Annotated in this window: 18 protein-coding genes; 10 read left to right on the top strand and 8 right to left on the bottom strand. The window is 58.2% G+C overall.

The genetic code is table 11. The features are described 5' to 3' along the window. The first annotated feature begins 86 nt into the window (after positions 1–86). The 4 genes from ACR0KC_RS03410 to ACR0KC_RS03395 are packed head-to-tail and all read left to right on the top strand — an operon-like array spanning position 87 to position 5,542. A complete protein-coding gene (locus ACR0KC_RS03410) occupies positions 87–2,312 on the top strand; it encodes a sensor histidine kinase NtrY-like (protein WP_480453723.1) in 2,226 nt (741 codons plus the stop codon). Further along, complete coding sequence (gene ntrX, locus ACR0KC_RS03405; RefSeq protein WP_170396856.1) at positions 2,309–3,718, top strand: nitrogen assimilation response regulator NtrX; 1,410 nt, start codon at positions 2,309–2,311, stop codon at positions 3,716–3,718. The genes ACR0KC_RS03410 and ntrX overlap by 4 nt, the downstream gene beginning before the upstream one ends. Next, entirely contained in the window at positions 3,715–4,305 is a 591-nt protein-coding gene (locus ACR0KC_RS03400) for a helix-turn-helix transcriptional regulator (protein ID WP_255612092.1), read from the top strand. The genes ntrX and ACR0KC_RS03400 overlap by 4 nt, the downstream gene beginning before the upstream one ends. Before the next feature lie 43 nt (positions 4,306–4,348). Further along, entirely contained in the window at positions 4,349–5,542 is a 1,194-nt protein-coding gene (locus tag ACR0KC_RS03395; RefSeq protein WP_480771479.1) for an MFS transporter, read from the top strand. On the opposite strand, the gene ACR0KC_RS03390 is transcribed toward ACR0KC_RS03395, so the two are convergent. After that, a complete protein-coding gene (locus tag ACR0KC_RS03390; protein WP_170396863.1) occupies positions 5,507–5,986 on the bottom strand; it encodes a hypothetical protein in 480 nt (159 codons plus the stop codon). The two genes, ACR0KC_RS03395 and ACR0KC_RS03390, sit on opposite strands and share 36 nt — an antisense overlap. A 96-nt stretch (positions 5,987–6,082) precedes the next feature. On the opposite strand from ACR0KC_RS03390, the gene trkA reads away from it, so the two are divergent. The 4 genes from trkA to hflX all read left to right on the top strand — a co-directional run bounded on the left by trkA (position 6,083) and on the right by hflX (position 10,642). Then, on the top strand, positions 6,083–7,459 hold the full coding sequence (gene trkA / locus ACR0KC_RS03385) for a Trk system potassium transporter TrkA (RefSeq protein ID WP_170396865.1): 1,377 nt from the start codon (positions 6,083–6,085) through the stop codon (positions 7,457–7,459). Beyond that, positions 7,459–9,000, top strand: a complete 1,542-nt coding sequence (locus ACR0KC_RS03380; RefSeq protein WP_170396867.1) for a TrkH family potassium uptake protein — start codon at positions 7,459–7,461, stop codon at positions 8,998–9,000. Before trkA ends, ACR0KC_RS03380 begins: the two co-directional genes overlap by 1 nt. 131 nt (positions 9,001–9,131) lie before the next feature. Beyond that, positions 9,132–9,371 (top strand): RNA chaperone Hfq, encoded by a 240-nt coding sequence (gene hfq, locus ACR0KC_RS03375; RefSeq protein ID WP_005982826.1) that lies wholly within the window; start codon positions 9,132–9,134, stop codon positions 9,369–9,371. Further along, on the top strand, positions 9,371–10,642 hold the full coding sequence (gene hflX, locus ACR0KC_RS03370) for a GTPase HflX (RefSeq protein WP_170396869.1): 1,272 nt from the start codon (positions 9,371–9,373) through the stop codon (positions 10,640–10,642). The genes hfq and hflX overlap by 1 nt, the downstream gene beginning before the upstream one ends. Here hflX and ACR0KC_RS03365 read toward each other — a convergent pair. The 4 genes from ACR0KC_RS03365 to hemB all read right to left on the bottom strand — a co-directional run bounded on the left by ACR0KC_RS03365 (position 10,639) and on the right by hemB (position 15,480). Continuing rightward, positions 10,639–11,034 (bottom strand): nuclear transport factor 2 family protein, encoded by a 396-nt coding sequence (locus ACR0KC_RS03365; protein ID WP_170567134.1) that lies wholly within the window; start codon positions 11,032–11,034, stop codon positions 10,639–10,641. The genes hflX and ACR0KC_RS03365 overlap by 4 nt on opposite strands. A 103-nt stretch (positions 11,035–11,137) precedes the next feature. Beyond that, positions 11,138–13,600 (bottom strand): penicillin acylase family protein, encoded by a 2,463-nt coding sequence (locus ACR0KC_RS03360; RefSeq protein ID WP_170567136.1) that lies wholly within the window; start codon positions 13,598–13,600, stop codon positions 11,138–11,140. Positions 13,601–13,765: 165 nt separating this feature from the next. Further along, complete coding sequence (locus ACR0KC_RS03355; protein ID WP_170396874.1) at positions 13,766–14,338, bottom strand: lipid-binding SYLF domain-containing protein; 573 nt, start codon at positions 14,336–14,338, stop codon at positions 13,766–13,768. 143 nt (positions 14,339–14,481) lie between these two features. Next, the gene (gene hemB / locus ACR0KC_RS03350; RefSeq protein ID WP_480704964.1) at positions 14,482–15,480 is read right to left on the bottom strand and encodes a porphobilinogen synthase; all 999 of its coding nucleotides are present in this window, start codon (positions 15,478–15,480) and stop codon (positions 14,482–14,484) included. Positions 15,481–15,600: 120 nt separating this feature from the next. On the opposite strand from hemB, the gene ACR0KC_RS03345 reads away from it, so the two are divergent. After that, complete coding sequence (locus ACR0KC_RS03345; RefSeq protein ID WP_170396878.1) at positions 15,601–16,125, top strand: component of SufBCD complex; 525 nt, start codon at positions 15,601–15,603, stop codon at positions 16,123–16,125. Positions 16,126–16,146: 21 nt separating this feature from the next. Beyond that, positions 16,147–19,602 (top strand): transcription-repair coupling factor, encoded by a 3,456-nt coding sequence (gene mfd / locus ACR0KC_RS03340; RefSeq protein WP_480771478.1) that lies wholly within the window; start codon positions 16,147–16,149, stop codon positions 19,600–19,602. Here mfd and ACR0KC_RS03335 read toward each other — a convergent pair. The 3 genes from ACR0KC_RS03335 to ACR0KC_RS03325 are packed head-to-tail and all read right to left on the bottom strand — an operon-like array spanning position 19,599 to position 23,204. Beyond that, positions 19,599–20,276, bottom strand: coding sequence for an SH3 domain-containing protein (locus ACR0KC_RS03335; RefSeq protein WP_480704962.1), 678 nt, complete (start codon positions 20,274–20,276; stop codon positions 19,599–19,601). The genes mfd and ACR0KC_RS03335 overlap by 4 nt on opposite strands. Beyond that, on the bottom strand, positions 20,273–21,937 hold the full coding sequence (locus tag ACR0KC_RS03330; RefSeq protein WP_480704960.1) for a hypothetical protein: 1,665 nt from the start codon (positions 21,935–21,937) through the stop codon (positions 20,273–20,275). The genes ACR0KC_RS03335 and ACR0KC_RS03330 overlap by 4 nt, the downstream gene beginning before the upstream one ends. A 58-nt stretch (positions 21,938–21,995) precedes the next feature. Beyond that, on the bottom strand, positions 21,996–23,204 hold the full coding sequence (locus tag ACR0KC_RS03325) for a multidrug effflux MFS transporter (protein ID WP_170406074.1): 1,209 nt from the start codon (positions 23,202–23,204) through the stop codon (positions 21,996–21,998). Positions 23,205–23,255 lie beyond the last annotated feature (51 nt).

Here is a 23,255-nt window from a genome sequence, read left to right as displayed (position 1 = left end):
GCACATCAGAATGAGGGCAGACGGTGGCAACCCGGGCACAGAACGGGCCGATCCTATCGATCAACCGGTGGCGCAAGTCCCGGAGGATGCGCAATTTCAGTACATTGGGATTGGTTATGCTGGGCCCGGTTCTGGCGCTTGCAACCTATCTCGTCATTGGCCCTTTTGATCTTGGCGCGGCGGCACCGACACTGCGGCTGATTTTGTTGGCTGATCTGGTCTACGTGCTGGTCGTAGCTGCGCTGGTGTTGGGCCAATTGTTCAGTCTGATCGCCGCGCGTCGCGCAAAATCTGCGGGCTCCCGTCTTCACCTGCGCCTGATCGGCGCTTTCACGCTGTTGGCTCTGGTACCGACGGTCACCGTGGCGATTTTCGCCGGGCTGACGGTGAATATCGGCCTTGAAGGTTGGTTCTCGGACCGTGTGCGGCAGGTGGTTGGGTCGTCACTGACTGCGGCCGAAGCTTACGAACAGGAACACCGCGAGGGCCTGACGCAGGATGCGGTTGTTCTGGCGCGTTTCCTCGATAACGCGCGATCGTTGGATTATTTTGTCTCAGACGCCGAATTGCGAGAGGTTCTGGCCCAGGGGCAGGCCCAGATACAACGCGGTTTGCGCGAGGCCTATGTGATCGATGGCAGCGCCGAAATCCGATCGCGCGGTGATCGGTCCTACCTGTTCGACTACGAGGCACCAACTCCCGAAGAGATGATCGAGGCCAATGATCAGGGCGTGGCCATCATTGCCGATTGGGAGAACAGCGAATTCCGCGCGCTTGTTCCTTTGCATGCCTATCTTGACCGGTATCTTTATGTCAGTCGCGAGGTTGATGGGCAGCTTCTGACCCTGCTTGATGAAACCAAAGAGACAGCACAGTTCTACAGCCAACTGGAAAGCGAGCGGGGCAGGGTCCTGTTCGAATTCGGCCTTCTGTATCTCGGCTTTGCTGTGATCCTGATTCTGGCCGCGATGTCGCTGGGCATGTGGTTCGCCGAACGTCTTTCTCGCCCTGTCGGACGGCTGACAACGGCGGCGCAACGCGTTGGTGCTGGTGATCTTAGTGTTCAGGTCATCGAAGAGGCCAGCGACGACGAAATCGCGATGCTGGGCCGCTACTTCAACCAGATGACTCGTCAGTTGAAGGGGCAGCGCGACACGCTGTTGGAAAACACACGCCATATCGAACGTCGAAGGCGGCTATTTGATTCAGTTCTAAGCTCGGTGACATCCGGTGTCGTTGGCGTTGATTCAGAGGGTTGTGTGACCTTCGTGAACCGATCCGCTGAACGTCTTCTGGGCTGGTCTGGTGGAGAGCAAAACCTGGCTATCGGTATCGCTGTTCCCGAATTTTTGCCTTTGTTCGAAGCCCTTAAGGACAGCGGGCAAGAGGCGGTTCAGGGGGAGATCAAGGTAACCCGCAAAGGCCGGTTGGAGAACTTACTGGTACGCATGGCGACGCGGCGTGGCGAGGATGGAAGGCTGGAAGGCTACGTTGTGGCCTTTGATGACGTGACCGATCTGGTAAGCGCGCAGCGCATGGCGGCGTGGGGTGATGTGGCCCGTCGCATTGCGCATGAGATCAAGAATCCGCTGACACCGATCCAACTGAGCGCCGAGCGAATCAAACGCAAATTCTCGCGCAAGCTGGATGAGGACGATTGCGATAGCCTGGAATCGATGACCGACGTGATCGTGCGGCAGACCAATGATCTGCGGCGGATTGTTGACGAGTTCTCGAAATTCGCACGCATGCCCGAACCGGAACGGCGCGAAGAGAATATCGTGACGCTAGTGCGTGAGGCGGTTCTGTTGCAGCAGGCGGGTCAGCCTGATGTTCAGATCGATGCGGACTTACCTGAACAGCCCATTTTGGCGGATGTGGATTCGACCATGTTGAGCCAAGCGTTGACGAACCTGATCAAGAACGCGGGCGAGGCTATTGAAACGCTGAAAGAAAAAGGCGCACCGGACAATCTGAAACCTCAGATCAAAGTTGTAGTCTCCACTGACGATGCAGGAACGCAGATCACCATTGCGGACAATGGCATCGGTCTGCCCGAGGACAGGGCACGGCTGTTCGAACCTTATGTGACCACGCGTGACGAAGGCACCGGCCTTGGCCTGCCCATCGTAAAGAAGATCATCGAAGAACATGGCGGAGCGCTGACATTGGAAGACGCGCCCACATTCGACGGACAGGACCATTTCGGCGCAATGGCTGTCATTCGTCTACCCGGGGCCTCAGGCGGCCCGACAAATGCGCCGGAAAAACAGGCGATTAAAACAAACAAACTGAAAGCAGGCCAAAGATGAGCGACATTCTGATCGTAGATGACGAACGCGATATTCGCGAATTGGTGTCCGACATTCTGGAGGACGAAGGCTATTCCACCCGGCTGGCTGCAAACTCGGATGAGTGCATGTCGTCGATCAATGCCGAACCTCCGGGGCTGTTGATCTTGGATATCTGGCTGAAAGATAGCCGGATGGACGGGATCGACATCCTGAAAGCTGTAAAACGGGACAACCCGGATGTTCCGGTGGTGATCATTTCCGGACATGGCAATATCGAGATTGCGGTGGCGGCTATCAAGCAGGGGGCTTACGACTTTATCGAAAAGCCCTTTAACATTGACCAGTTGATGGTGGTGATCCGCCGTGCGATGGAAACCTCGCGCCTGCGTCGCGAGAATGCCTCGCTGAAGCGGCAGGAAGTCAGCTGTTCAGACATGATTGGCAATTCTGCGTCGTTCCGAGCGATGCAGGGGCAGTTGGACAAGGTAACAAAGTCGAATGGCCGGGTTATGCTCAGCGGGCCGGCTGGGTCGGGCAAGGAAATTGCCGCGCGCTATATCCATGCCCATTCCAACCGGGCGAATGCCCCATTTGTGACGGTCAATTGTGCGGGGATTGAACCTGAGAGGGTTGAAGAGGTTCTGTTCGGACGAGAATCGTCTGAGCGCGGAATCGAGTCAGGCCTGTTGGAAGAGGCGCATGGCGGCGTTGTCTACTTCGACGAAGTCGCTGACATGCCGCTGGGGACGCAGTCCAAGATTCTTCGCGTGTTGGTTGATCAGCAATTCCAGCGTGTTGGTGGCTCTGACAAGGTGCGGGTTGATCTGCGGGTCATCTCCTCGACCAACCGCGATCTGGAAGAAGAGATCGCCGCCGAACGATTCCGCGAAGAACTGTATCACCGGCTGAATGTGGTGCCGATTGCGGTTCCCTCGCTGGAGGAACGGCGAGAGGACATCCCGGTTCTGGCGCAACATTTCATCGAGATGTGCAACGATACACAGGGTCTGCCGATGCGCGAGCTGTCGGATGAGGCTATTGCTTTGCTACAAACGATGACATGGCCGGGCAATGTGCGTCAGCTGAAGAACCTGATCGAGCGGGTGCTGATCCTAGGCGACAGCACTGGCCCGATCGAGGCCCGCGAGTTGCCCAACGAAGAAGAGAAATCCGACGAGTCCGGGCGCGTGGTACTGTCTGGCGCACTGGCGACGCTGCCGCTGCGTGAGGCGCGCGAAGCGTTCGAGCGTGAATATTTGCTGACCCAGATCAATCGGTTTGGTGGCAACATAAGCCGCACGGCCAGTTTTGTCGGCATGGAGCGCAGCGCCTTGCACCGCAAGCTCAAGTCGCTGGGCGTCGTGACCTCGAACAAATCCGGTGCGCGGGTGGCTCAAATTGACGAGCCCGAACCAGCCGAGTGATTGCCGCGCCGAATAAGAAGACCGCAGCCGTTTCCATCGGTTTTCCCGCCTTTGGTAAACGGTTGAAGCGGTTGCGGCGGTCGGTTGGACTTAAGCAATCCGCCCTCGCAGATCTGATTGAAGTCGACCAAACCACGATTTCCCGGTGGGAAAACGGGGGTCAAACGCCATCGCCGCATATTCAACAGTCCGTTTTTGCAGCGTTGGGGCCGGTTCGGGTGCAGGATTCTGCGCTGAAACGTCTGGTCGTTCATTCGGCAGAGTGCTTGCACCTTGTCGAAGAGGCCAGCCATATCTGCCTTGCTTATTCGGGCAGCCGGGCGCGGGATTGGAAGACCTCACAGCGCGCCTTGCTGGGCGTGTCGCTTTGGCAATTTGCAACGGATGAGATCCGACAAGCCGAAGCAGAACTGCAGAAAGATGGCTGGTGGGATTTGCATTCGCCTTCACCCAAAGCGTTTCTGACTTCCGAGGCTGTGCATGATCAAATCAGGATCAGCGCCGGGCAAATCGTGTGGGAGCGGTTGTATCTGGGTGATGGCACTCCGGTCCGTCTGGTCAGCGGGCGGCGCGAAGTCACCGCATAATTTATGCGTTCCGCTGTCAGGTTAGGCGCGATAGACCGGCTGCATGAGTGACTCTTTTCGCACATTCTTGCAGGTCATGCTGATCTGGTTTGCTGGCCTCGGTGCGGCAACCCAATTTGCAAAGATTGCCGTACCATTTTCTGATGTGGGGCTGTTGTACCCGGACAATGCTGCCGTGATCGGCTGGTTGCTGTCCATTATCAGTCTAATGGGGGCTGCTTTGGGCGCGATATCCGGAGCGATCACAGCGCGTATTGGGCCAAATCGTCTATTGCTATCAGGGCTTGTGCTCGGCGGCGCGTTATCTTTGCTGCAAGCAAGCTTGCCGGTTTTTCAACTGATGCTGCTCAGCCGGGTGATCGAGGGGCTGTCCCATCTTGCGATTGTGGTGGCGGCACCGACGCTGATTGCTCAGATCACATCCGGTCGGGCGCGGTATAATTCCATGGTGCTGTGGAGTACATTCTTTGGCGTTGCATTCGCATTAAACGCTTGGGTTGGGCGGCCCATCGTCGATCGTTTCGGACTGCCCACATACTTTGCCATGCACGGGGGTCTGATGCTGCTGATCGCCGCGCTGATCGCGCTTAGCAATCTGAAAACCGACATGGGCCAGACGGAGGGTACCGGGTGGGGGCTCTCCGCCTTCCTTGATGTGCATATCAGGACCTACCGCTCACCCTTTATTTCGGCCCCGGCAATTGGCTGGTTCTTTTACACGCTGACATTTGTTTCTCTGTTAGCGATCCTGCCGGGTCGTTTACCCGAAGGGCAGGGTGCATCGATTGCAGCACTTATGCCCTTGGCAGGGATTGTACTGTCATGGCTGCTGGTGCCCTTGCTGTTGACCGTCCTGTCCTGCGTCAGCGTCGTCAATCTGGGCTTTGTGCTGGGGATCGCGACGATCATCGCATTGTTTCTGGGGGCGCCCCTTACGTTCGGATGTATCGCCTTGTTTGCCGTGCTCGGGCTTGTACAGGGCGGCAGCTTCGCCGCAGTGCCAGAGTTAAACGATACCACCGAAGCCCAAGCCCTGAGTTATGGTGCGATGGCGCAGATGGGCAATGCCGGAAACCTGCTTGGAACCCCGGTATTGCTGGCGATATTGCTGGGCGTCGATGAGGCTGGCATGTTTGTAGCCGTCGCCGCGTTCTATAGCATCGCGATCATAGCGCATCTGCTGCTGGCGCGGCGTCGCAAATCAGCTGGCTTGTCCCGGAGTGATGATCTGAAATGACCCGTCGTCGAATTTCACGAAACAGGACGCGCTGTTCAGCGGCGGGAGCGTCGTGGTGCGCGTGGGCGTGACCCGCGATTTGACACCTTGTTTGCAAGGCGGAAGGCTGACCGGGCGATAGCCCTTTTGGGCCATGCACTGCGCCTCGACCTTGTTTCTCAGCCCCTGATTCACGTCGACGGTATAGACCCGCCCAGGCTCCCACCATCCGGGGTTGCGATAACAGCGTCCTCGGCCATCGCAATAGGTGCGCCCGGGCCAATAGACTGGCGGGCTCTGCCGGACCTGATTGGCGACAGGGGCGTCCTTGAGCGCCTGCACCTGGCAGTTCGTGGTCTCGGTCTGCATCCGCGAGACGCTCTCACCTTCGCGATAATACAAAGAAAGCGGACCACAGGCGGACAGCGTCAGCAGGCAAATCAGAGCAGGCAGAATGGTTTTCATATGCTTACTTTGGCGCAGCTTAGGAGGCATGACAATTCAATTGACCGCTTTGGGGGCATCTGTCATTCAAAGATTTCAGGCAGAAAGGCCAAGAGCATGAAGGTCATCATATGCGGTGCCGGTCAAGTCGGCTGGCAGATTGCGCGTCACCTTTCGGGCGAACTGAACGATGTGACGGTGGTCGACAACAATCCCGATCTGGTACGTCGCGCGACCGAGACGCTGGACGTGCAGGGGATCGCGGGGTTCGCCAGTTATCCGGATGTGCTGGATCGTGCAGGGGCCCGCGACGCCGATATGATCATCGCCGCGACCCATTCGGATGAGGTGAATATGGTCACCTGCCAGATGGCGCATTCGGTTTTTTCGATCCAGCGCAAGATCGCGCGTTTGCGGTCGAAATCCTATCTTGAAGCAATCCATTCCGATCTCTACCGCCGCGATCATCTGCCCATTGATGTAGTGATCAGCCCGGAACGCGAAGTTGCCGCCGCAGCGATGCGCCGTCTTTCGGCACCTTCTGCTTTCGATACCGAGATATTCATGGATGGAAAGGCGCAGCTGCTGGGCATTCGGGTCGAGGAAGACTGCCCAATCGTCAACACACCGCTGCGACAATTGACCGACCTGTTTTCCACGCTCAGCTCGATTGTGGTTGGTGTGCGCCGCGAAGGGACGCTGTTTGCGCCGGAATCCGAGGATCAGCTTTTTGTAGGCGACGAATGCTACGTCTTCACTAGCGTAAAAGACGTTGAACGTACGATGGAGGTGTTCGGCAAGGCTCAGCGTAAGCAAGATCGTGTGGTGATCGTCGGCGGCGGTAATGTCGGGTTGGAAGTGGCCCGCACACTGGAAGAGCGCGAAAGCCGGGTGCGTGCCAAGATTATCGAGCGTGACCGCAAATGCGCCGAAATCGCTGCCGAAGCATTGGAGCGGACGATTGTTCTGAACGGCGACGGCCTAGATTCATCTTTGCTGAGCGAAGCAGGGATTGAGCGCGCCGACGCGATGTTGGCGGTCACGGATGACGATCGCACCAACATGCTGGCCGCGGTACGCGCCAAGGGAGAGGGTTGTCCACTGGCCATCGCCCTGATCAACGACCCCAGCATGGTCGCCTTGATGGGACCGCTGGGGATTGACGCATATATTAACCCGCGCGCCACCACTGTCAGTTCGATCCTGCGTCACATTCGGCACGGGCGCGTGCGTCAGGTGTATTCCATTGGTGATGCCGAGGCCGAGGTAATCGAGGCCGAAGTGCTATCAACCTCGCCCATGGCTGGACAAAAACTGCGCGACATCGATTTCCCAGAAGGCGTTCTGGTCGGCGCAGTACGCAAAGGTGACGAGGTTCTGCGCCCGACCGGCAGCCTGCGCATCGACGAGAAAGACGTGGTGGCGATCTTTGCAATGGCCAAAGACGTGCCCGAGGTTGAGCGTCTGATGCAGGTTTCAATCGATTTCTTCTGATGTTGCAAGCACGCGGACAGCAACGGATCGGAGTATTGCGGCGATTGCCGCTGCTGCTGATGATCTGGGGTATCGTGTCGCTGGCAATGTGGATACCCGCAGTTTATGCGCTGGCGCTGGATGATCACGCCACCTCACGGTCATTCTTCTATTCCGGATTGCTGGGTGTTTTTGCGGTGTCGATCATAGCTCTGGCCATGTCGAACCGACGACCACGGCGGGGAACGCTTGGTCAATTGGCGGTTCTGCTGGCCGCCTTTACCGTACTGCCGATATTTCTTGCTATTCCGTTTCATGATGCGCTGGGGACAACCAGCTTCCTGAACGCCTATTTCGATATGGTCAGCGCGCTGACCACAACCGGCGCCGATCTGTTCCCCGATCCCGCACGCCTTTCGGCGCCGTTGCACTTGTGGCGCGCGTTGGTCGGTTGGATGGGCGGATTGCTGATGTGGATCTCGGCGGCCGCGATTCTGGCGCCCTTGTCGTTGGGCGGTTTCGAAGTCACAGCCCGGGGGCAACCGGGGCGTCCCGTCTCGGGCGTGGCACAGAGCGAGAAGTCCGATCCACGCGGCCATCTGATCCGCGTGTCGCGCACATTGGCACCCGTCTATGCGGGTTTGACAGCTGTGATCTGGATCCTGCTGTTGATCGCAGGTGAGCAAGGGCTTACTGCCGTGAGCCACGCGATGTCAGTGATTGCGACTTCCGGCATATCACCTGTCGGTGGATTGGAAGGATCGACCGCAGGAATCACTGGCGAGGCGATCCTGTTCCTGTTCCTGTTCTTTGCCCTGTCGCGGCTGACCTTTTCGACCGATACAGCGACCTCAGGGTATTCGCGGCTGGACAAAGACCCAGAATTTCGGATTGGCATCTTCATCGTGCTGGCGGTCGCTGTGCTGCTGTTCATCCGGTTTTTGGCTGGAACGGCCGAACTGAACATTGCCGTCGAAGTGCGGCAAGCACTTGGCGTTTTTTGGGGGTTCATGTTTACGGCGATGTCGTTTCTGACCACGGCCGGATTTGAAAGCGCCAACTGGAACGACGCGCAGCAATTGTCGGGCTTGAGCACACCGGGCCTGATTCTGATGGGGCTAGCCCTGGTCGGAGGAGGCGTGGCGACGACTGCGGGTGGGGTAAAGCTGTTGCGGGTTTTTGCGCTCTATCTGAATGGCAAGCGCGAGATTGACCGACTGATCTATCCTTCTTCGGTCAGCGGAGAGGGTGGCGGCAACCGCCGCATTCAAAGCGACGGTGCCTTCATCGCCTGGATCTTCCTGATGATGTTCGCCCTGACGTTGGCCTTGTTCGATTTGTTGCTGGCCGTCATGGGCGTAGGTTTTGAACAGGCCATGCTGCTCAGCGTTGCCGCACTCAGCACCACGGGGCCGTTGATTGAATTGGCAACGGATGTGCCCATACGTCTGATTGATCTTTCCAGCGGGGCCAAGTTGACGGTCTGCGCGGCGATGGTGATCGGGCGGTTGGAAACTCTGGCGATCGTGGCACTGATTACGCCAACGCTGTGGCGCGATTGACCCTGCGTCAGGCACCTGGTGTTACTGCCTGATTTTTCATCTGGAATATCTGTGCGCGGCACTCCATACTCTGCCGGAGGGAGCGCGTTGGTCCGCAGCGCGTAGCAAGAACAATGGCGAGATAACAAAATATGGCTTCGGACAGACAGAATCTGCAGGACGCGTTCCTGAACAATGTACGGAAAGCAAAGGTCCCGGTCACAATATTCCTGATCAACGGTGTGAAATTGCAGGGTGTAATCACCTGGTTCGATAACTTCTGCGTGCTGCTGCGCCGCGACGGACAGTCGCAGTTGGTGTACAAGCATGCGATTTCGACCATCATGCCGTCACAGCCGATCAACCTTTATGAGGGCGAAGACGCCTCTTGATGGAACATGAGAGGGCGCGCACCCGGGCTTGGGTGCTGCATCCCGAAATCAAATCAGATGAACAGCGCCGTGTGCCCGAACCAGCGCTGGAAGAGGCGGTGGCACTAGCTGCCGCTTTGCCCGATCTGGATGTGGTCGGTTCCGAAATAGTGCGCCTACCGCGCGCGCAGGCTGGTTTTCTGTTCGGCAGCGGCAAGATCGAGGAACTGGCCGAACGCCTCCACGACAATGAGATCGAGCTGGTTCTGATCGACGGGCCAGTGACTCCGGTTCAGCAGCGCAATCTGGAAAAAGCGTGGAAGGTCAAAATCCTCGACCGGACCGGTTTGATTCTGGAAATATTCAGCGACCGTGCGCGTACCCGTGAAGGTGTACTGCAAGTTGAGATGGCCGCGCTTAGCTATCAGCGTACGCGACTGGTTCGGGCCTGGACCCACCTGGAACGTCAGCGCGGTGGCCTTGGGTTTGTGGGTGGTCCCGGTGAAACTCAGATCGAGGCCGACCGGCGTGCCATTGATGAACAACTGGTCCGCCTGCGCCGCCAATTGCAAAAAGTGGTGAAGACCCGCACCTTACACCGCGCAGCGCGCGCGAAGGTTCCATATCCGATTGTTGCACTTGTTGGCTATACAAACGCCGGGAAATCCACGCTGTTCAACAGCCTAACCGGGGCCGAGGTGATGGCAAAAGACATGCTGTTCGCCACGCTGGACCCAACCATGCGGCGGGTTGAGCTGCCGGATGGCCCCGAGGTGATCCTGTCCGATACCGTGGGTTTCATCTCGAACTTGCCCACGGAACTGGTTGCGGCCTTCCGCGCCACGCTGGAAGAGGTTCTGGGGGCTGATCTGGTCGTGCATGTCCGCGATATCAGCCATGAAGAAACCGAGGCACAGGCACGGGATGTTGAGGCGATCCTGAACTCTTTGGGTGTCGAGGACAGTCGCCCCCGGTTGGAGGTTTGGAACAAGATCGATCTGCTGAGCCCGGAAGACCGCGAAGCCGCGCTTGCCCGGGCCGAGCGTGATCCGGCGATCTTTGCCATATCGGCCGTAACGGGCGAAGGTGTTGATCCGCTGCTGTCTGAAATCGCCACGATCCTGCAGGGTGCGCGGCATGAGACTATCCTGAAACTGGGCTTTGCCGATGGTGACAAACGCGCGTGGCTCTATCGTCAGGATGTGGTCAGGTCTGAAGATCAGACCGAAGAGGGGTTCGAGATCACGGTGCTCTGGACTGACAAGCAGGCGTCCCGCTTCGCGGCGTTCTAGGTACCGTCTATCTGACGCTGGTAATCCTCTGCATCGAACCACCCAAGCGAAGATAGCACCTTGTTGTCCTTTGAAAGCTCCCACTCTTCCCAGCCGCGTGTAACGACACGGTTGCCGGTCTCGGCGTGATGGCCTTCGAGGGTCCAGACAAAAATGGCATGCCCTCCGGCCCAACGCATCATATCGCAACGCACCTCAAGATCGGGGAATTCTGCATAGAACCCGCGAGCCATTTCGGCGATTGCGGCATGGCCACGCAGGGGCTCACCGCGATTGATGCTGATCTGACCTTCGGGGGCGAAAAAACTGGCGACCAAGTCGGGATCGCCCGAGCTCCAGGCGATCGCATAATCGCGTGCGAGATTGTTTAAGGTGTCTCGAAAGCTGCCCATGCATTTTCCCCCTTCGTGCAATGCGACGGCCAGACGAGTTTAGGCGATAACGAAGGGGTGCGCCACGCGAGGTTCAAAAAGGGGCGGGGATTTGCCGATCAGATCAGCGCGGGTTCAGGACGGTCACACCAACTGCCGCTGCTCGGGCAAGCCCGATATCCAGCGACATGGGGATGTATTCCCCGCGCCGCCATAGTTGGGCCTGATCGTCATAATAGCGAGATAGGAAATGGCCTGACTGGCCAGTTGCGGTGATGAAAACCGAACTATCGGGGTCCGCAAAATCGTAGACGCCACGATAACCTGCGCCATGCACATTCTGGAACGGGTCCGGTCCTTCGCCTGACGTGCGCCCGCGCAGCAGGGTGTTATCGCCACCGCTGGTGGATTGGCGGATGTTGACGAAAAACCGCAGCACCGGAACCTGGCCCAGCGCAGGGTGGTCCTGGGTGGCCTGATGCGCATCGCCCCAGCGTAAAGATTCGAGTGCGGGGCCATAGCGCTCGGAAATCCAAATGATCGCGTCATCCAGGGCCAGTCGTGCCATGTCGGTGCAATTTTCAACGGGAGCGCTCTGAACCACGTCGCACCAGACCGAGGCACCGTCGATATCGCGATACACCCGTTCGATAAACAGCGGCTCGACATGCTTGTATTCGGCAGCCAGCGGGCCAAGTTCGTCCGAGATCAGGCGGATTTGCAGCGCGCGCAACCATGCGGCGTAGATCAGGGGTTCCGGCAGATGCTCGTTCATCTCACCGTTCCAGTTGGCCAGCAGATCCAGCGCGATCTGACGCTGCCGTTCGGGCGTGCCTTCGGGTGCCGACTCACCGGTAAACCAGAGGTCGGCGCCGATCAGAGGAAGCAGTGATCGCGCTGTAAAGCTAACCGTGTCCAACTGCGCTTCGATAAAACTGTCACGCGTATGTACCTCGCGCGATTGCATCAGGCGTTCCCAGCGATTGACCCGCTGGGTGTCGCCCCACTCGTACGACACATGGCGCGGGAACGGCCGGTCGATAATCTTGTTGTTGGTGTTACCCAGAACTCCGCCGACCGGGGCCACGAATTCAGGATTGTCTGAATAGGGCAGGCGGCCCTGCCAACGGTTCCGTTCCAGCCAGCCGGGGGTGGGAATGCGGCCTCGGCTTTGATTGTTCAGATCGCGCCGGGGCATTGCGCCGACCAGTTTCATGCCGATCGTGTCTTTATCGACAAGCGACAAGTTTTGCGAAGGGGCAATATAGTCCTCGGCCGCGTCAATGGCGTCTCGAACTGAATCGGCATTCATCAGCGCCAAAGAGGCGCTCATGGATGTATCGCGGGGGCTTAGCGCGCTCCACGAGAGAGACGCGACATGGCCCGGTGGTGTGATGGTTTCCAGATCATAATGCGTGCCCGGCAGAACCGGTCCATTCTCGGTCCAGCGCAGGGTCAGGGTGATTGGGGCGGCGTCTTTGATCTCGATAATCGAAGGGCGGGTCTGAAAGCGTTTGTAGCCGTCTGGAGTAAGGTATTCTTCGGGATTGTCGGGGTTCAGTTGTTCGATGTGAACGTCCTGATCGTCCAGATAGGATGAGGTAAGGCCCCAGCCCAAGCGCTCACTCCGTCCGGCTGAGATTGCCGGTACGCCTGGAATGGTTGCACCGATAACGCCGCCTTTGGCCAGTTCCAGCCGCGCCAGATACCAGATACCCGGGGCAGTGAGGCCCAGATGCGGATCGTTTGCCAGCAACGTGCCACCGCTGGCCGAGCGGGACGGCGCGGCGGTCCACGCATTTGACGCACCTGCCAGCCCGCGCTGCGGGAAAGGCGACAGCGGCGTGTCGGGCATCGGAGTGCCTTGGGCATAGCGTGGAAGGTCTGGAAACAGATCAGCATACTCGGGCAGCGCGGCAATACCGGGACCGGGGACGTCGGGCAGAATGTCGGCCAGCCGTGCGGGATTATCCAGCATCAGCGATGTGCGTGCGCGTAACACTTCATCAGCAAGGTGGCCGGAAAGCTGCAGGCTCATCAGCTTGATAATCGCTACGCTGTCGCCCGGCTGCCATGGGGGAACGGGGGCGTTGAACAGGAACATCTCGGGGGCGCCACGTCCAAGCGCCTGTTCGTTGATCTCGGTAAGCCGGGCGTTGATCCCTGCGGAATAAGCGCGAAGCGCGGCCTTGGTATAGTCGTCCTGAAACTCGACTGAGCGATGGGCGAGTCCGTAAAGATCGAAACGACGCAGTAATTTGTCGATGGCTACCGTGCGCTGGCCGAACACTTCGGACAAGCGGCCCTGTGCGGTCCGACGCAGAATGGTCATCTGCCACAGCCTGTCTTGTGCATGGGCATAGCCCAGACCAAAGAACACGTCCGGGTCGGACTGGCCCAGTATATGCGGCACATTTGCAGTGTCGCGAACGATCTCGACAGGGGCAGTTATTCCTTCAACTTCAAGGGTTTGATTGTATTCAGGCAGGGATTGGCTGGCCAGAAAGTAGACCAACCCCACAGCAGCGATTGCCAGCAGGATCAGGCCTGTCGTAAGTCTCACCAGCCAGCGAAAAACCAGACCCATCTGTCCCCCGAGAATTCTATGCGGTCATTTGCGCCAAGGTTACTGGAACCTCCGCCCGACCGAAAGAGGAATGCCACTGGAATTTGTGGAAATCCGCGAAAACTCGGAGCCCCGCCACAAGATGTAGCGGGGCTCGTCAGAGGGGGGAGGGTGGTATCTTGGGTCTTAGGGGATGATGCGCGTATATTTGGTGCCTTCGACCGTCGCGCCGAACTTCAGACCCGCTTGTCCAAAGACTGCGGCCAGCACGGGTTTGCGCAACTGAGTGGTGTCGGTCGACAAGGATTCTCCGGTCGCGTCGACGACGTATCCGATATCTGCACCGGCCGTCCAACCGCTGGAGCGGCGGAAATCGTTCAAGGCCTCTTCGGTCATAAAGAACAGAACATGCGCATATTGCTGTGCGCCGATCTGCAGGCCCGCAGTACCGGAGATGGCGGAATAATAGTCGACCGTCGCGCCCTGAATACGCAGTGCACCCTGACCATATGCGCCACCAAAGATAAATCCGGCATCTGTAATCAGTGGCATGACCAACATTCCGTTGGCCTTGTTGGCAATCTCAACGGTGTTGGGATACTTGCTGTACATCTCGTTCAGCGTCGCGTCGACGCGCGCGTCGAGTGTGACTGCGTTGGAGTTGCCAACGCCGTTGCCGCAGGCGGCGGTCAGCGTCAGTCCGGCCATGCCAAAAGCAAAACCGCGACGGCTAAGTCGGGGGGAGTTTGAACTGCTCATGTTTCTCTGTCTCTGTGTATGTGCCTGAAATGTCGGGTGTTCCCGATCTTGTCTGCAAGAATACGCCGATTGCACCGGCCTGTCACGGGAAAGCTGTGCTGCGCACGCAGCAAATCGGCGAAAAATTGCGACAATCTGAGGTGTTAGCCCTGCAGGATGCGCGCGGCTTCGGGTGCAAAATAGGTCAGGATGCCGTCACACCCTGCGCGCTTGAAGGCCAGTAGGCTTTCCAGCATCACCCTTTCGCCGTCGATCCAACCGTTTTGTGCAGCGGCTTGGATCATCGCATATTCGCCAGACACCTGATAGGCATAGGTCGGCGCACCGAAGCTGTCTTTGACCCGTCGGCAGATGTCCAAGTATGGCATCCCCGGTTTGATCATGACCATATCTGCACCCTCGGTCAGATCGCGCTCGATCAGACGCAGGGCCTCGTCCGAGTTGGCAGGATCCATCTGATAGGTCTTCTTGTCACCGGTCAGCGCGCCTGATGCCCCAACGGCGTCGCGGAAAGGGCCGTAGAAAGCGCTGGCATATTTGGCGGCATAACTCAGGATCATGACATTGTGGTGACCCGCCGACTCAAGTGCGCTGCGCATGGCGCCGATACGGCCATCCATCATGTCGGACGGGCCGATGATGTCAGCTCCGGCTTCGGCCTGCGCCAGCGTCATTTTCACCAGCGCCTCAACAGTCTGGTCATTCACAATCTCGCCATCGACCACATAGCCGTCATGGCCGTTGATGTTGTAGGGGTCCAGGGCCACATCCGTCATCACCGCGATTTCGGGCGCAGCAGTCTTAATTGCACGAATGGCGCGGTTGGACAGGTTGTCGGGGTTCCAGGCCTCGGCACAATCTTCGGTTTTCAGGCTCGGATCGGTGTACGGGAAAATACATATTGCAGGAATACCAAGGGCTTGCGCTTCCACCGCGGCTTTGGTGATCAGGTCGACCGAGCGTCGCACGACCCCGGGCATCGACGGCACGGGTTCTTCGATATTTTCACCGTCGCGCACAAAAACAGGCCAGATAAAGTCATTCACGGTCAAGGTGTTCTCGCGCACCAGACCCCGGATCGCCTCGGATTGGCGGGCCCGGCGGAAACGGGTCCGGGGATATGGGGCGATGGTCGGTTTCATGGCGCACTCTCCTTGAACAATTGCGCATTGGGTGGCATGAATTCCCGGTGGTCTCAAGGGTAACAATGGACGCATCGCTGCGATGACGGTCCCTGCGGACGTTGAACAAAGGGCAGACGCTTGGACATATACTCTTCGATTTTCGAACTCATCGACATGCGGAGCTTTTCGAATCTGTGGTACTGGATCGGTCTGGCCGTTCTTTGGTCATCTGCCAGCCACTGGACGATGGGGGTGCCCTATGATCTTGTGATGCGCGCCCGTCGTGTAGGTGGTCAATCAGAACAAGACCTTCTGGATGTCGCGCGGATCAACTCGAACAGAGTGTTGTATATCGTCGAAACCTCGGGTCTGGTATTGATGGCAATTTGCTGTTTTGTTTTGACAGGCCTTGCAACGTTGGGATTCTTCTACGACGTGGAATTCGCACAGGCCGTATTTCTGCTTCTGCTCCCGATGTGTTTTGTCATGATGATCAGTATTGCGGCAGCGCGTCGATTGCAGACTCAAGAAGCGACCGTAGAAAACGTTTCCAAAACGCTGACGCGCAGTCGGACCTTTACTCAGATCATTGGTATGTTCTCGATCTTGATCACTGCGTTCTGGGGAATGTATCAGAACATTTCGATTGGTGTCCTGGGTTAGTAGTCCCTGAAAGGCAAGGTAATGACGGCTCCGAACCACGTAACAGTCGGCGGCGGCCCCGAGGGGTTTGATGCACAGCTTGTGCTGAATGAGATCGCGCGCTCGGGCGGTCCAGTCTGCCATATCGCCCGCGATGACAAACGGATGGAGGCGATGCGGGCAGCGTTGGCATTCTTTGCGCCGGACATGCCCGTATTTGTATTCCCCGGATGGGACTGCTTGCCCTATGATCGGGTGTCGCCCAATGCCGACATTTCTGCTGCCCGCGTGGCAACACTGGCTGCTTTGGTGCATCAGATGCCGCAGCGGTTCGTGCTGCTGACCACGCTCAATGCCGCGACCCAACGGGTACCCGCGCGTGCAGTGTTGCGAGAGGCCGCAGTCACCGCTCGCGTAGATCAGCGCATCGACGAAGATGCCCTACGCAACTTTCTGGTGCGCATGGGCTTTACCCAAAGCCCCACGGTGATGGAGCCCGGAGACTACGCTATCCGAGGCGGTATCATCGACATCTTCCCACCCGGTGAGAGCGGTCCCGTGCGGCTGGACTTGTTCGGGGATGTTCTGGATGGTGCACGCCGGTTTGATCCTGTCTCGCAGCGAACGACTGAAAAACTTGAGGTGGTCGAGCTTGCCCCGGTGTCCGAGGTTATACTGGATGAAGCCGCCATCACCCGATTCCGTCAGAACTATCGCATCGAATTCGGCGCGGCGGGTACGGATGATCCCTTATACGAAGCTGTCAGCGCAGGTCGCAAGCATCAGGGGATCGAGCATTGGTTGCCGTTTTTCCATGAAAAACTGGAAACCCTGTTCGACTATCTTCCGGGGGCCTCAATCTCGCTTGACGATCAGGTCACGCCTGCTCGGCTGGCGCGCTGGGATACGATTGCGGATCAGTTTGAGACGCGAAAGCTCGCTTTGGAAAACCGCTCGCGCATGGATACGGTTTATAAACCGACGCCTCCCGGTCTGCTCTATATGGACGATGCTGCATGGGAAGATGCAGTGGGCGATCGTCGCGTTTTGCAGTTCAGCCCGCTGCCGCAGGCGAGTGGTCCGGGCGTGATCGATGCGGGCGGACGGATCGGGCGCAACTTTGCACCCGAACGTCAGCAGGAAAGCATCAGCCTGTTTGGCGCTCTGGCGGCGCATATCACCGAAAAGATGGACACGGGGCCGGTCCTCATTGCCTCTTACTCCGAAGGCGCTCGTGAACGACTGACCGGCTTGATCGAAGATGAAGGCCTGGCCGAGGCGATCCCGGTGACCGACGGAACCCGGGTTGGAAAGCGCGGCCTGCATCTTGCGGTTTGGGCATTGGAACACGGGTTTGAAGCGCCCAATCTGACCGTGATCTCGGAACAGGACGTTCTGGGCGACCGTCTGATCCGCCAACCCAAAAAACGCCGCAAGGCCGAGAACTTCCTGACTGAAACGCAGTCGCTTAGCCCCGGTGATCTGGTGGTGCATGTTGACCACGGGATCGGGCGGTATCAGGGGATGGAGGTCGTTACGGCTGCTGGCGCCGCCCATGAATGCCTGCTGCTGGAATATGCCGAACAGTCCAAACTCTACCTGCCGGTCGAAAACATCGAGCTGCTGTCGAAATATGGCCATGACGAGGGGCTGTTGGACCGTCTGGGTGGCGGCGCATGGCAGGCCAAGAAGGCCAAGCTGAAAGAGCGCATCCGCGAGATGGCGGATAAATTGATCCGCATCGCCGCTGAGCGTGCCTTGCGCAAGGCTCCGGTCATGGACCCACCACCCCATGCGTGGGAAGAGTTCAGCGCGCGTTTCCCATATCAGGAGACCGACGATCAGTTGCGTGCCATCTCTGAGGTGATGGAGGATATGCATTCCGGTGCGCCGATGGATCGTCTGATCTGTGGCGATGTAGGCTTTGGCAAGACCGAGGTCGCCATGCGCGCAGCCTTTGTCGCCGCGATGTCGGGCGTACAGGTTGCCATTGTGGCACCGACCACGTTGCTCGCGCGGCAACACGCGGCGTCCTTCAAGGATCGCTTCCGGGGTTTCCCACTTGAAGTCCGACAACTGTCGCGCTTTGTCTCGGCCAAAGAGGCGCAGCAAACCCGCGATGGGTTGGCGCGAGGCACGGTGGATATCGTGATCGGCACCCATGCGCTGTTGGCCAAAGGGATACGGTTCAATAATCTGGGTCTGCTGATCATCGACGAGGAACAGCATTTCGGCGTGGGCCACAAGGAACGGCTGAAACAGCTGCGCTCGGACGTGCACGTCCTGACCCTGACAGCGACACCGATCCCACGAACTCTGCAACTGTCCCTAACAGGCGTGCGTGATCTGTCGATCATAGGCACGCCCCCCATCGACCGGCTTGCGATCCGCACCTATGTTAGCGAATTCGACGCGGTAACAATCCGTGAGGCGCTGCTGCGCGAGCATTATCGTGGCGGGCAGAGCTTCTATGTGGTGCCGCGCATCTCTGACCTGCCTGAGATCGAGGAATTCCTGAATGAGCAGTTGCCTGAATTATCCTACGTGGTCGCACACGGACAGATGGCTGCGGGTGAGCTTGATGACCGGATGAACGCGTTCTACGACGGTAAATACGACGTTCTGCTGGCCACGACGATCGTAGAAAGCGGGCTGGATATCCCGACTGCCAACACGATGGTCGTGCATCGGGCGGATATGTTTGGCCTAGCGCAGCTCTATCAGATCCGGGGGCGGGTGGGGCGCTCAAAAACCCGCGCCTATGCCTATCTGACCACCAAACCGCGCCAGCGCCTGACGGCGACGGCTGAGAAACGGCTGCGGGTTCTGGGCTCGCTGGATACGCTCGGGGCCGGGTTCACACTGGCATCGCAAGATCTCGACATTCGTGGTGCGGGCAACCTGCTGGGTGAGGAACAGTCCGGCCAGATGCGTGATGTGGGCTACGAACTCTACCAATCGATGCTGGAAGAGGCGATTGCCAAGATCAAAGCCGGCGAGATGGAGGGGCTATCGGATGCCGATGACCAATGGGCGCCACAGATCAATCTGGGTGTCCCGGTTCTGATCCCCGAGGATTATGTGCCTGATCTGGACGTGCGTCTGGGCCTCTACCGCCGCCTGTCGTCACTGTCGACGAAAGTGGAACTGGAAGGATTCGCTGCCGAGTTGATCGACCGCTTCGGCAGCCTGCCGAAAGAGGTGAATACCCTGATGCTTGTCGTGCGCATCAAGGCGATGTGCAAACGCGCCGGGATCGCCAAGCTGGACGGCGGGCCAAAGGGCGCAACGATACAGTTCCACAATGACAAGTTCGCCTCACCCGAGGGGTTGGTCGAGTTCATCCAGAACCAACGCGGGCTGGCCAAGGTCAAGGACAACAAGATCGTTGTGCGGCGCGACTGGAAGAAGGACAGCGACAAGATCAAAGGTGCGTTTGCCATCGCCCGTGATCTGGCCGAAAAGGTCGTGGCTGTGAAGAAAAAGGCGAAAGCCTAGTCCCCTGTCACAAAAGTGCAGAGCTGCCAGTCACCCGCTTCGGATCTTACAAGCGCAGCGCGGTAACCGACCATTGATGCCAGAAAATCGCTGAGTAAGTAGCCCGATGTCCCATCGGTCAGTCTGATTTTCTGGTACTCCTCATCAGGTTGATAGTCAGGGACGATCACGATTTCATGACTGATCAGCGCAAGGATGGGCGCGCCACGAGACGGTGCCTGACGCAGTGTGATGCTTTCGCCCGAAACATAGAAGGCGGTGAAAGGGTCTACTGTAGCGGGAAGAATGATCCGCCAATAGTGCGGCATCCAGAATTCACCCTGATCGTCAAAATATCCCGGTTGGGAAACCGTTTGCTGCAATTGCGACCAGTAAAAATCACGTAGCTCCGCAGCCTCGTCCTTAAACTCTTCACCAAGCGTTTCCGGAGGCACAGTCAAGTTGGTGCGAAACTCTTCCGGTCCACCTGCTGTGCCGTGACTGAGATAGATGTCGGGACAAGCGGCGGCGACAACTGCATTGGTATCGCGTGCCTCGATTTTCGCCAGCAAGTCAGCTCGGAATGCGACCAGTGATGGATTTTGACCTGCCTCGTCGATAGGTGGAAAGGTCTGGCGCTGTGCCAGCGCTGGACTGGCAAGCAGCAGGCCTGCCACCAAAAGGAATAGCTTCATTCCGCAGCCCTCATGGCGGCTTGGGCACAGAAGCACGACGCGCCGACGGTGCGGTCCGCGCGCGCCAAGGCAAGATCAAGGCGTTGCTTGATTTGGCGGATTTCTACTGTCTCGCCGCGTGCTTTCAGGCAATCATGCAAACCCTTCAAACTCCAGACATTGTCAGGGTGGATCGAGGCGCGGCTGAGCATGCCACCCAAGCCTAGATCTTCACGATAGACTGCCTCGGCCTCGTTCACATGCCCTTGTTCGAACAACAACGCACCAAGCGCATGGCGTGTTGGTTGCATCCAACCCCATGGCTCGTCATAGGGCAGCGTGTCATCCAACTCGACCGAGCGGCGTAGATGTGCATAGGCAATCTCGTAGTTGCCTTTGCGATACTCGATTTCTCCGCGCAGCATTTCCGCTGCGATCTCCAGAAGGTCGATGACCCGATTGTTGTGCAGGCGGCGCGTCTCGGGCACGCAGGTTTTTGCGGCAAGGAACAACTGCTCTTCGGCCTCGGCCTGCGCCACCTCATCAGTGGCTGCATGGGCGATGGCGCGAGCATAATGTGTTGTTGCTGTCAAAGTGCGATAGAGGTCAGGGTCGTCTGGCAAATTCAGTGCCTTGGCCTCTTCCCAGCGGCCAAAGCGGATCAGTATATGCGGGCCCATGGACATGTAGCTTTCAAAGTAATCCGCCATCGGCGGGCTTTCGATCCGAAGCATATCTTCGGGGGTGGTATCCCACAGGCCCTGATTGGCACGCAGGGCTGGTTCCATCTGACCGAGAAACAGAGCGCCATAGATGGTGAAGTGATAGTTGTGCTGACGATAGCCGGTATAAATGTTGAACGCGCCTTCACGCTCATAATATTTCAGATCGGCCTCGGTAGCCTTTTCGTTCCAGTAGGCAACATTGTGGTAATGGCCGCACAGCACATCGATATGGGTTGGCATATGCACCAGATGCCCGGCATCGGGCACAAGTGTGCGCAGGATGTCTCCGGCCTGCAGCGCCTTTTCTGGCGTCGGCGACATCTCCATCAGGTGCACATATAGGTGAAGTAGACCGGGATGAGACATCGACGCCGGGTCATTGACCATAGCGCTCTCCAAAGCGTCTTGCGCTTCAAGGGTCGCGGCACCCTCGGCCGGTTGACCCGTTTTCAGGTCCCACATCTGCCACGGGGTGAGGTTCATCAGCGCCTCAACATGGATCGTGCGCAGGTCCAGATCATCAGGCTGTTCGGCAAATGCGGCGCGCATCGCATCCGCATAGTCATAGTCCCACTGGTGCATGTTTTCGATGGGGTCACGCTGAGGGTATCGGGAGGGTAGGGCGCGGATCAACGCTTGCTCAACCGCTGTGCACCCGTTGAGCAGCGACAGCGCCTTCTGTGTTGCATCATAGGCGATGGCCAGTGATTTGGCCTGGCCCTGATCGTCCCGCAATTCCCACGGCAGGTTATAGTTTGGGCCTGCTGCATAGGCGACGCCCCAATGGGCCATGGCGCAATCCGGGTCAATTTCGGCAGCTTTCTGAAAGCACGTGACCGCTTCGTCGTGGTTGTAGCCATACGTCCAGACCAATCCGCGATCGAACCAAAGCTGTGCTTCGGGAGATGCTGTGGTGACGGCACAGGAATACGTGCCCAGATCATAATAGTCGCTCATGGCGCCCCCTCCCCACGATTTGCGGGAAGGTTAGCGTGTTTCAGCGGCTCTGCACAGATCAGGCGGGCAGTCTGTTTTCAATCCGGCCCATATGTAGCATCAGGCCGAAGCCAAGGATGCACATCGTCAGCACGCCGGTCGTCAGCGGTGTGATCGACCCGTCAAATAACAGCCCAATAGGGGCCGCGATGGCAGCCGCCAGAATTGTGGCGATCGAGCCGATGACCGAGGCAGCCATTCCCGCGATATGACCCATAGGTTCCATGGCAATGGCGTTCAGGTTGCCCATGGTTACACCGGCCATAAAGAAGATCGAGGTCTGCCATGCCACGAACACAGCAAAGGATGCGCCCGGTGAAAGCGGTGTCATGTTCAGGATGATGACGGCGCTTGTGATCAGAATCTGCGCGCCCAAGGCCCAGGTCACCATACGGCGCATGCCGACGCGTACGACCACGGCGGCGTTCAAAAGGCTGGCCGAACCCGAGATCAGCGCCACGAAGGCGAACCAGAAGGGAAAGCTGTCTGCCCGATCATGGATGACGTCAAAAACCGGCTGAACCATCGTTAGCATGGTGAACAGCAACCCCATGCAAAGGGTCTGCACCAGGATCGAGAGGCGCACAGTGGGGTGTGCGAACATCTCATGCACTGCCGCAATCATCAGGGGCAGGCGGAAGGGGCGTCGGTTTTCGGGCGCCAGAGATTCAGGCAGGCGCGTGGCCATCCAGATCACGATGATCGTGGCGAATATGATGAAGGACACAAAGATGCCGCGCCAGCCGACCAGTGCAATAACGCCTGCGCCTAGCAGCGGTGCCACGGCGGGGACCAGAGTAAAGATCATCATCGCAATCGAGATGATGCGCGCCATCTCGCGCCCTGAAAACAAGTCGCGAATGATCGCCATAGCCACAACGCGCGGCCCGGCCGCCCCGAGGCCCTGCGCGATGCGCGCAGCCAGCACCAGTTCAAGCGATGAGCTGGACCACGCAACAGCGCAGGCCAGTATATAGAGAGCGGCACCACCATAAATCACCGGCTTGCGCCCGACCGCATCGGAAATTGGCCCAGTAAAGAATGTGCCGATCCCCATGCCCAGCACAAAAGAGGTCAGGATCAACTGTGCTTTGTTCAGATCGTAGGGGCTGAGCTCTGCGCCGATCTCGGGCAGGGCTGGCAGCATTGAATCGATCGAAAAGGCTATCGTGGCGAACATCATCGCGATCAACGCAATGAATTCGCCCCGGGACATGCGGTCGGCCATGGGGAACTCCTTCCCGAATGCGCTATCACGGCGTTTCGGGTTGGACTAGAT

The sequence above is a fragment of the Ruegeria sp. CF3 genome (assembly GCF_056537365.1).
The sequence above is the reverse complement of the archived record's forward strand: the minus strand, read 5'-3'. Positions and strand labels throughout refer to the sequence as shown.

Bases quoted from the DNA above. Each gene is read 5' to 3' on its own strand.
- ACR0KC_RS03380 (WP_170396867.1), top strand. From the start codon at position 7,459: ATGTTGCAAGCACGCGGACAGCAACGGATCGGAGTATTGCGGCGATTG.
- hemB (WP_480704964.1), bottom strand. From the start codon at position 15,480: ATGAAACCGACCATCGCCCCATATCCCCGGACCCGTTTCCGCCGGGCC.
- ACR0KC_RS03390 (WP_170396863.1), bottom strand. From the start codon at position 5,986: ATGAAAACCATTCTGCCTGCTCTGATTTGCCTGCTGACGCTGTCCGCC.
- ACR0KC_RS03330 (WP_480704960.1), bottom strand. From the start codon at position 21,937: ATGAGCGACTATTATGATCTGGGCACGTATTCCTGTGCCGTCACCACA.
- ACR0KC_RS03360 (WP_170567136.1), bottom strand. From the start codon at position 13,600: ATGGGTCTGGTTTTTCGCTGGCTGGTGAGACTTACGACAGGCCTGATC.
- ACR0KC_RS03355 (WP_170396874.1), bottom strand. From the start codon at position 14,338: ATGAGCAGTTCAAACTCCCCCCGACTTAGCCGTCGCGGTTTTGCTTTT.
- ACR0KC_RS03395 (WP_480771479.1), top strand. From the start codon at position 4,349: ATGAGTGACTCTTTTCGCACATTCTTGCAGGTCATGCTGATCTGGTTT.
- ACR0KC_RS03410 (WP_480453723.1), top strand. From the start codon at position 87: ATGCGCAATTTCAGTACATTGGGATTGGTTATGCTGGGCCCGGTTCTG.
- hflX (WP_170396869.1), top strand. From the start codon at position 9,371: ATGGAACATGAGAGGGCGCGCACCCGGGCTTGGGTGCTGCATCCCGAA.
- mfd (WP_480771478.1), top strand. From the start codon at position 16,147: ATGACGGCTCCGAACCACGTAACAGTCGGCGGCGGCCCCGAGGGGTTT.
- hfq (WP_005982826.1), top strand. From the start codon at position 9,132: ATGGCTTCGGACAGACAGAATCTGCAGGACGCGTTCCTGAACAATGTA.
- ACR0KC_RS03335 (WP_480704962.1), bottom strand. From the start codon at position 20,276: ATGAAGCTATTCCTTTTGGTGGCAGGCCTGCTGCTTGCCAGTCCAGCG.
- ACR0KC_RS03365 (WP_170567134.1), bottom strand. From the start codon at position 11,034: ATGGGCAGCTTTCGAGACACCTTAAACAATCTCGCACGCGATTATGCG.
- ACR0KC_RS03325 (WP_170406074.1), bottom strand. From the start codon at position 23,204: ATGGCCGACCGCATGTCCCGGGGCGAATTCATTGCGTTGATCGCGATG.
- trkA (WP_170396865.1), top strand. From the start codon at position 6,083: ATGAAGGTCATCATATGCGGTGCCGGTCAAGTCGGCTGGCAGATTGCG.
- ntrX (WP_170396856.1), top strand. From the start codon at position 2,309: ATGAGCGACATTCTGATCGTAGATGACGAACGCGATATTCGCGAATTG.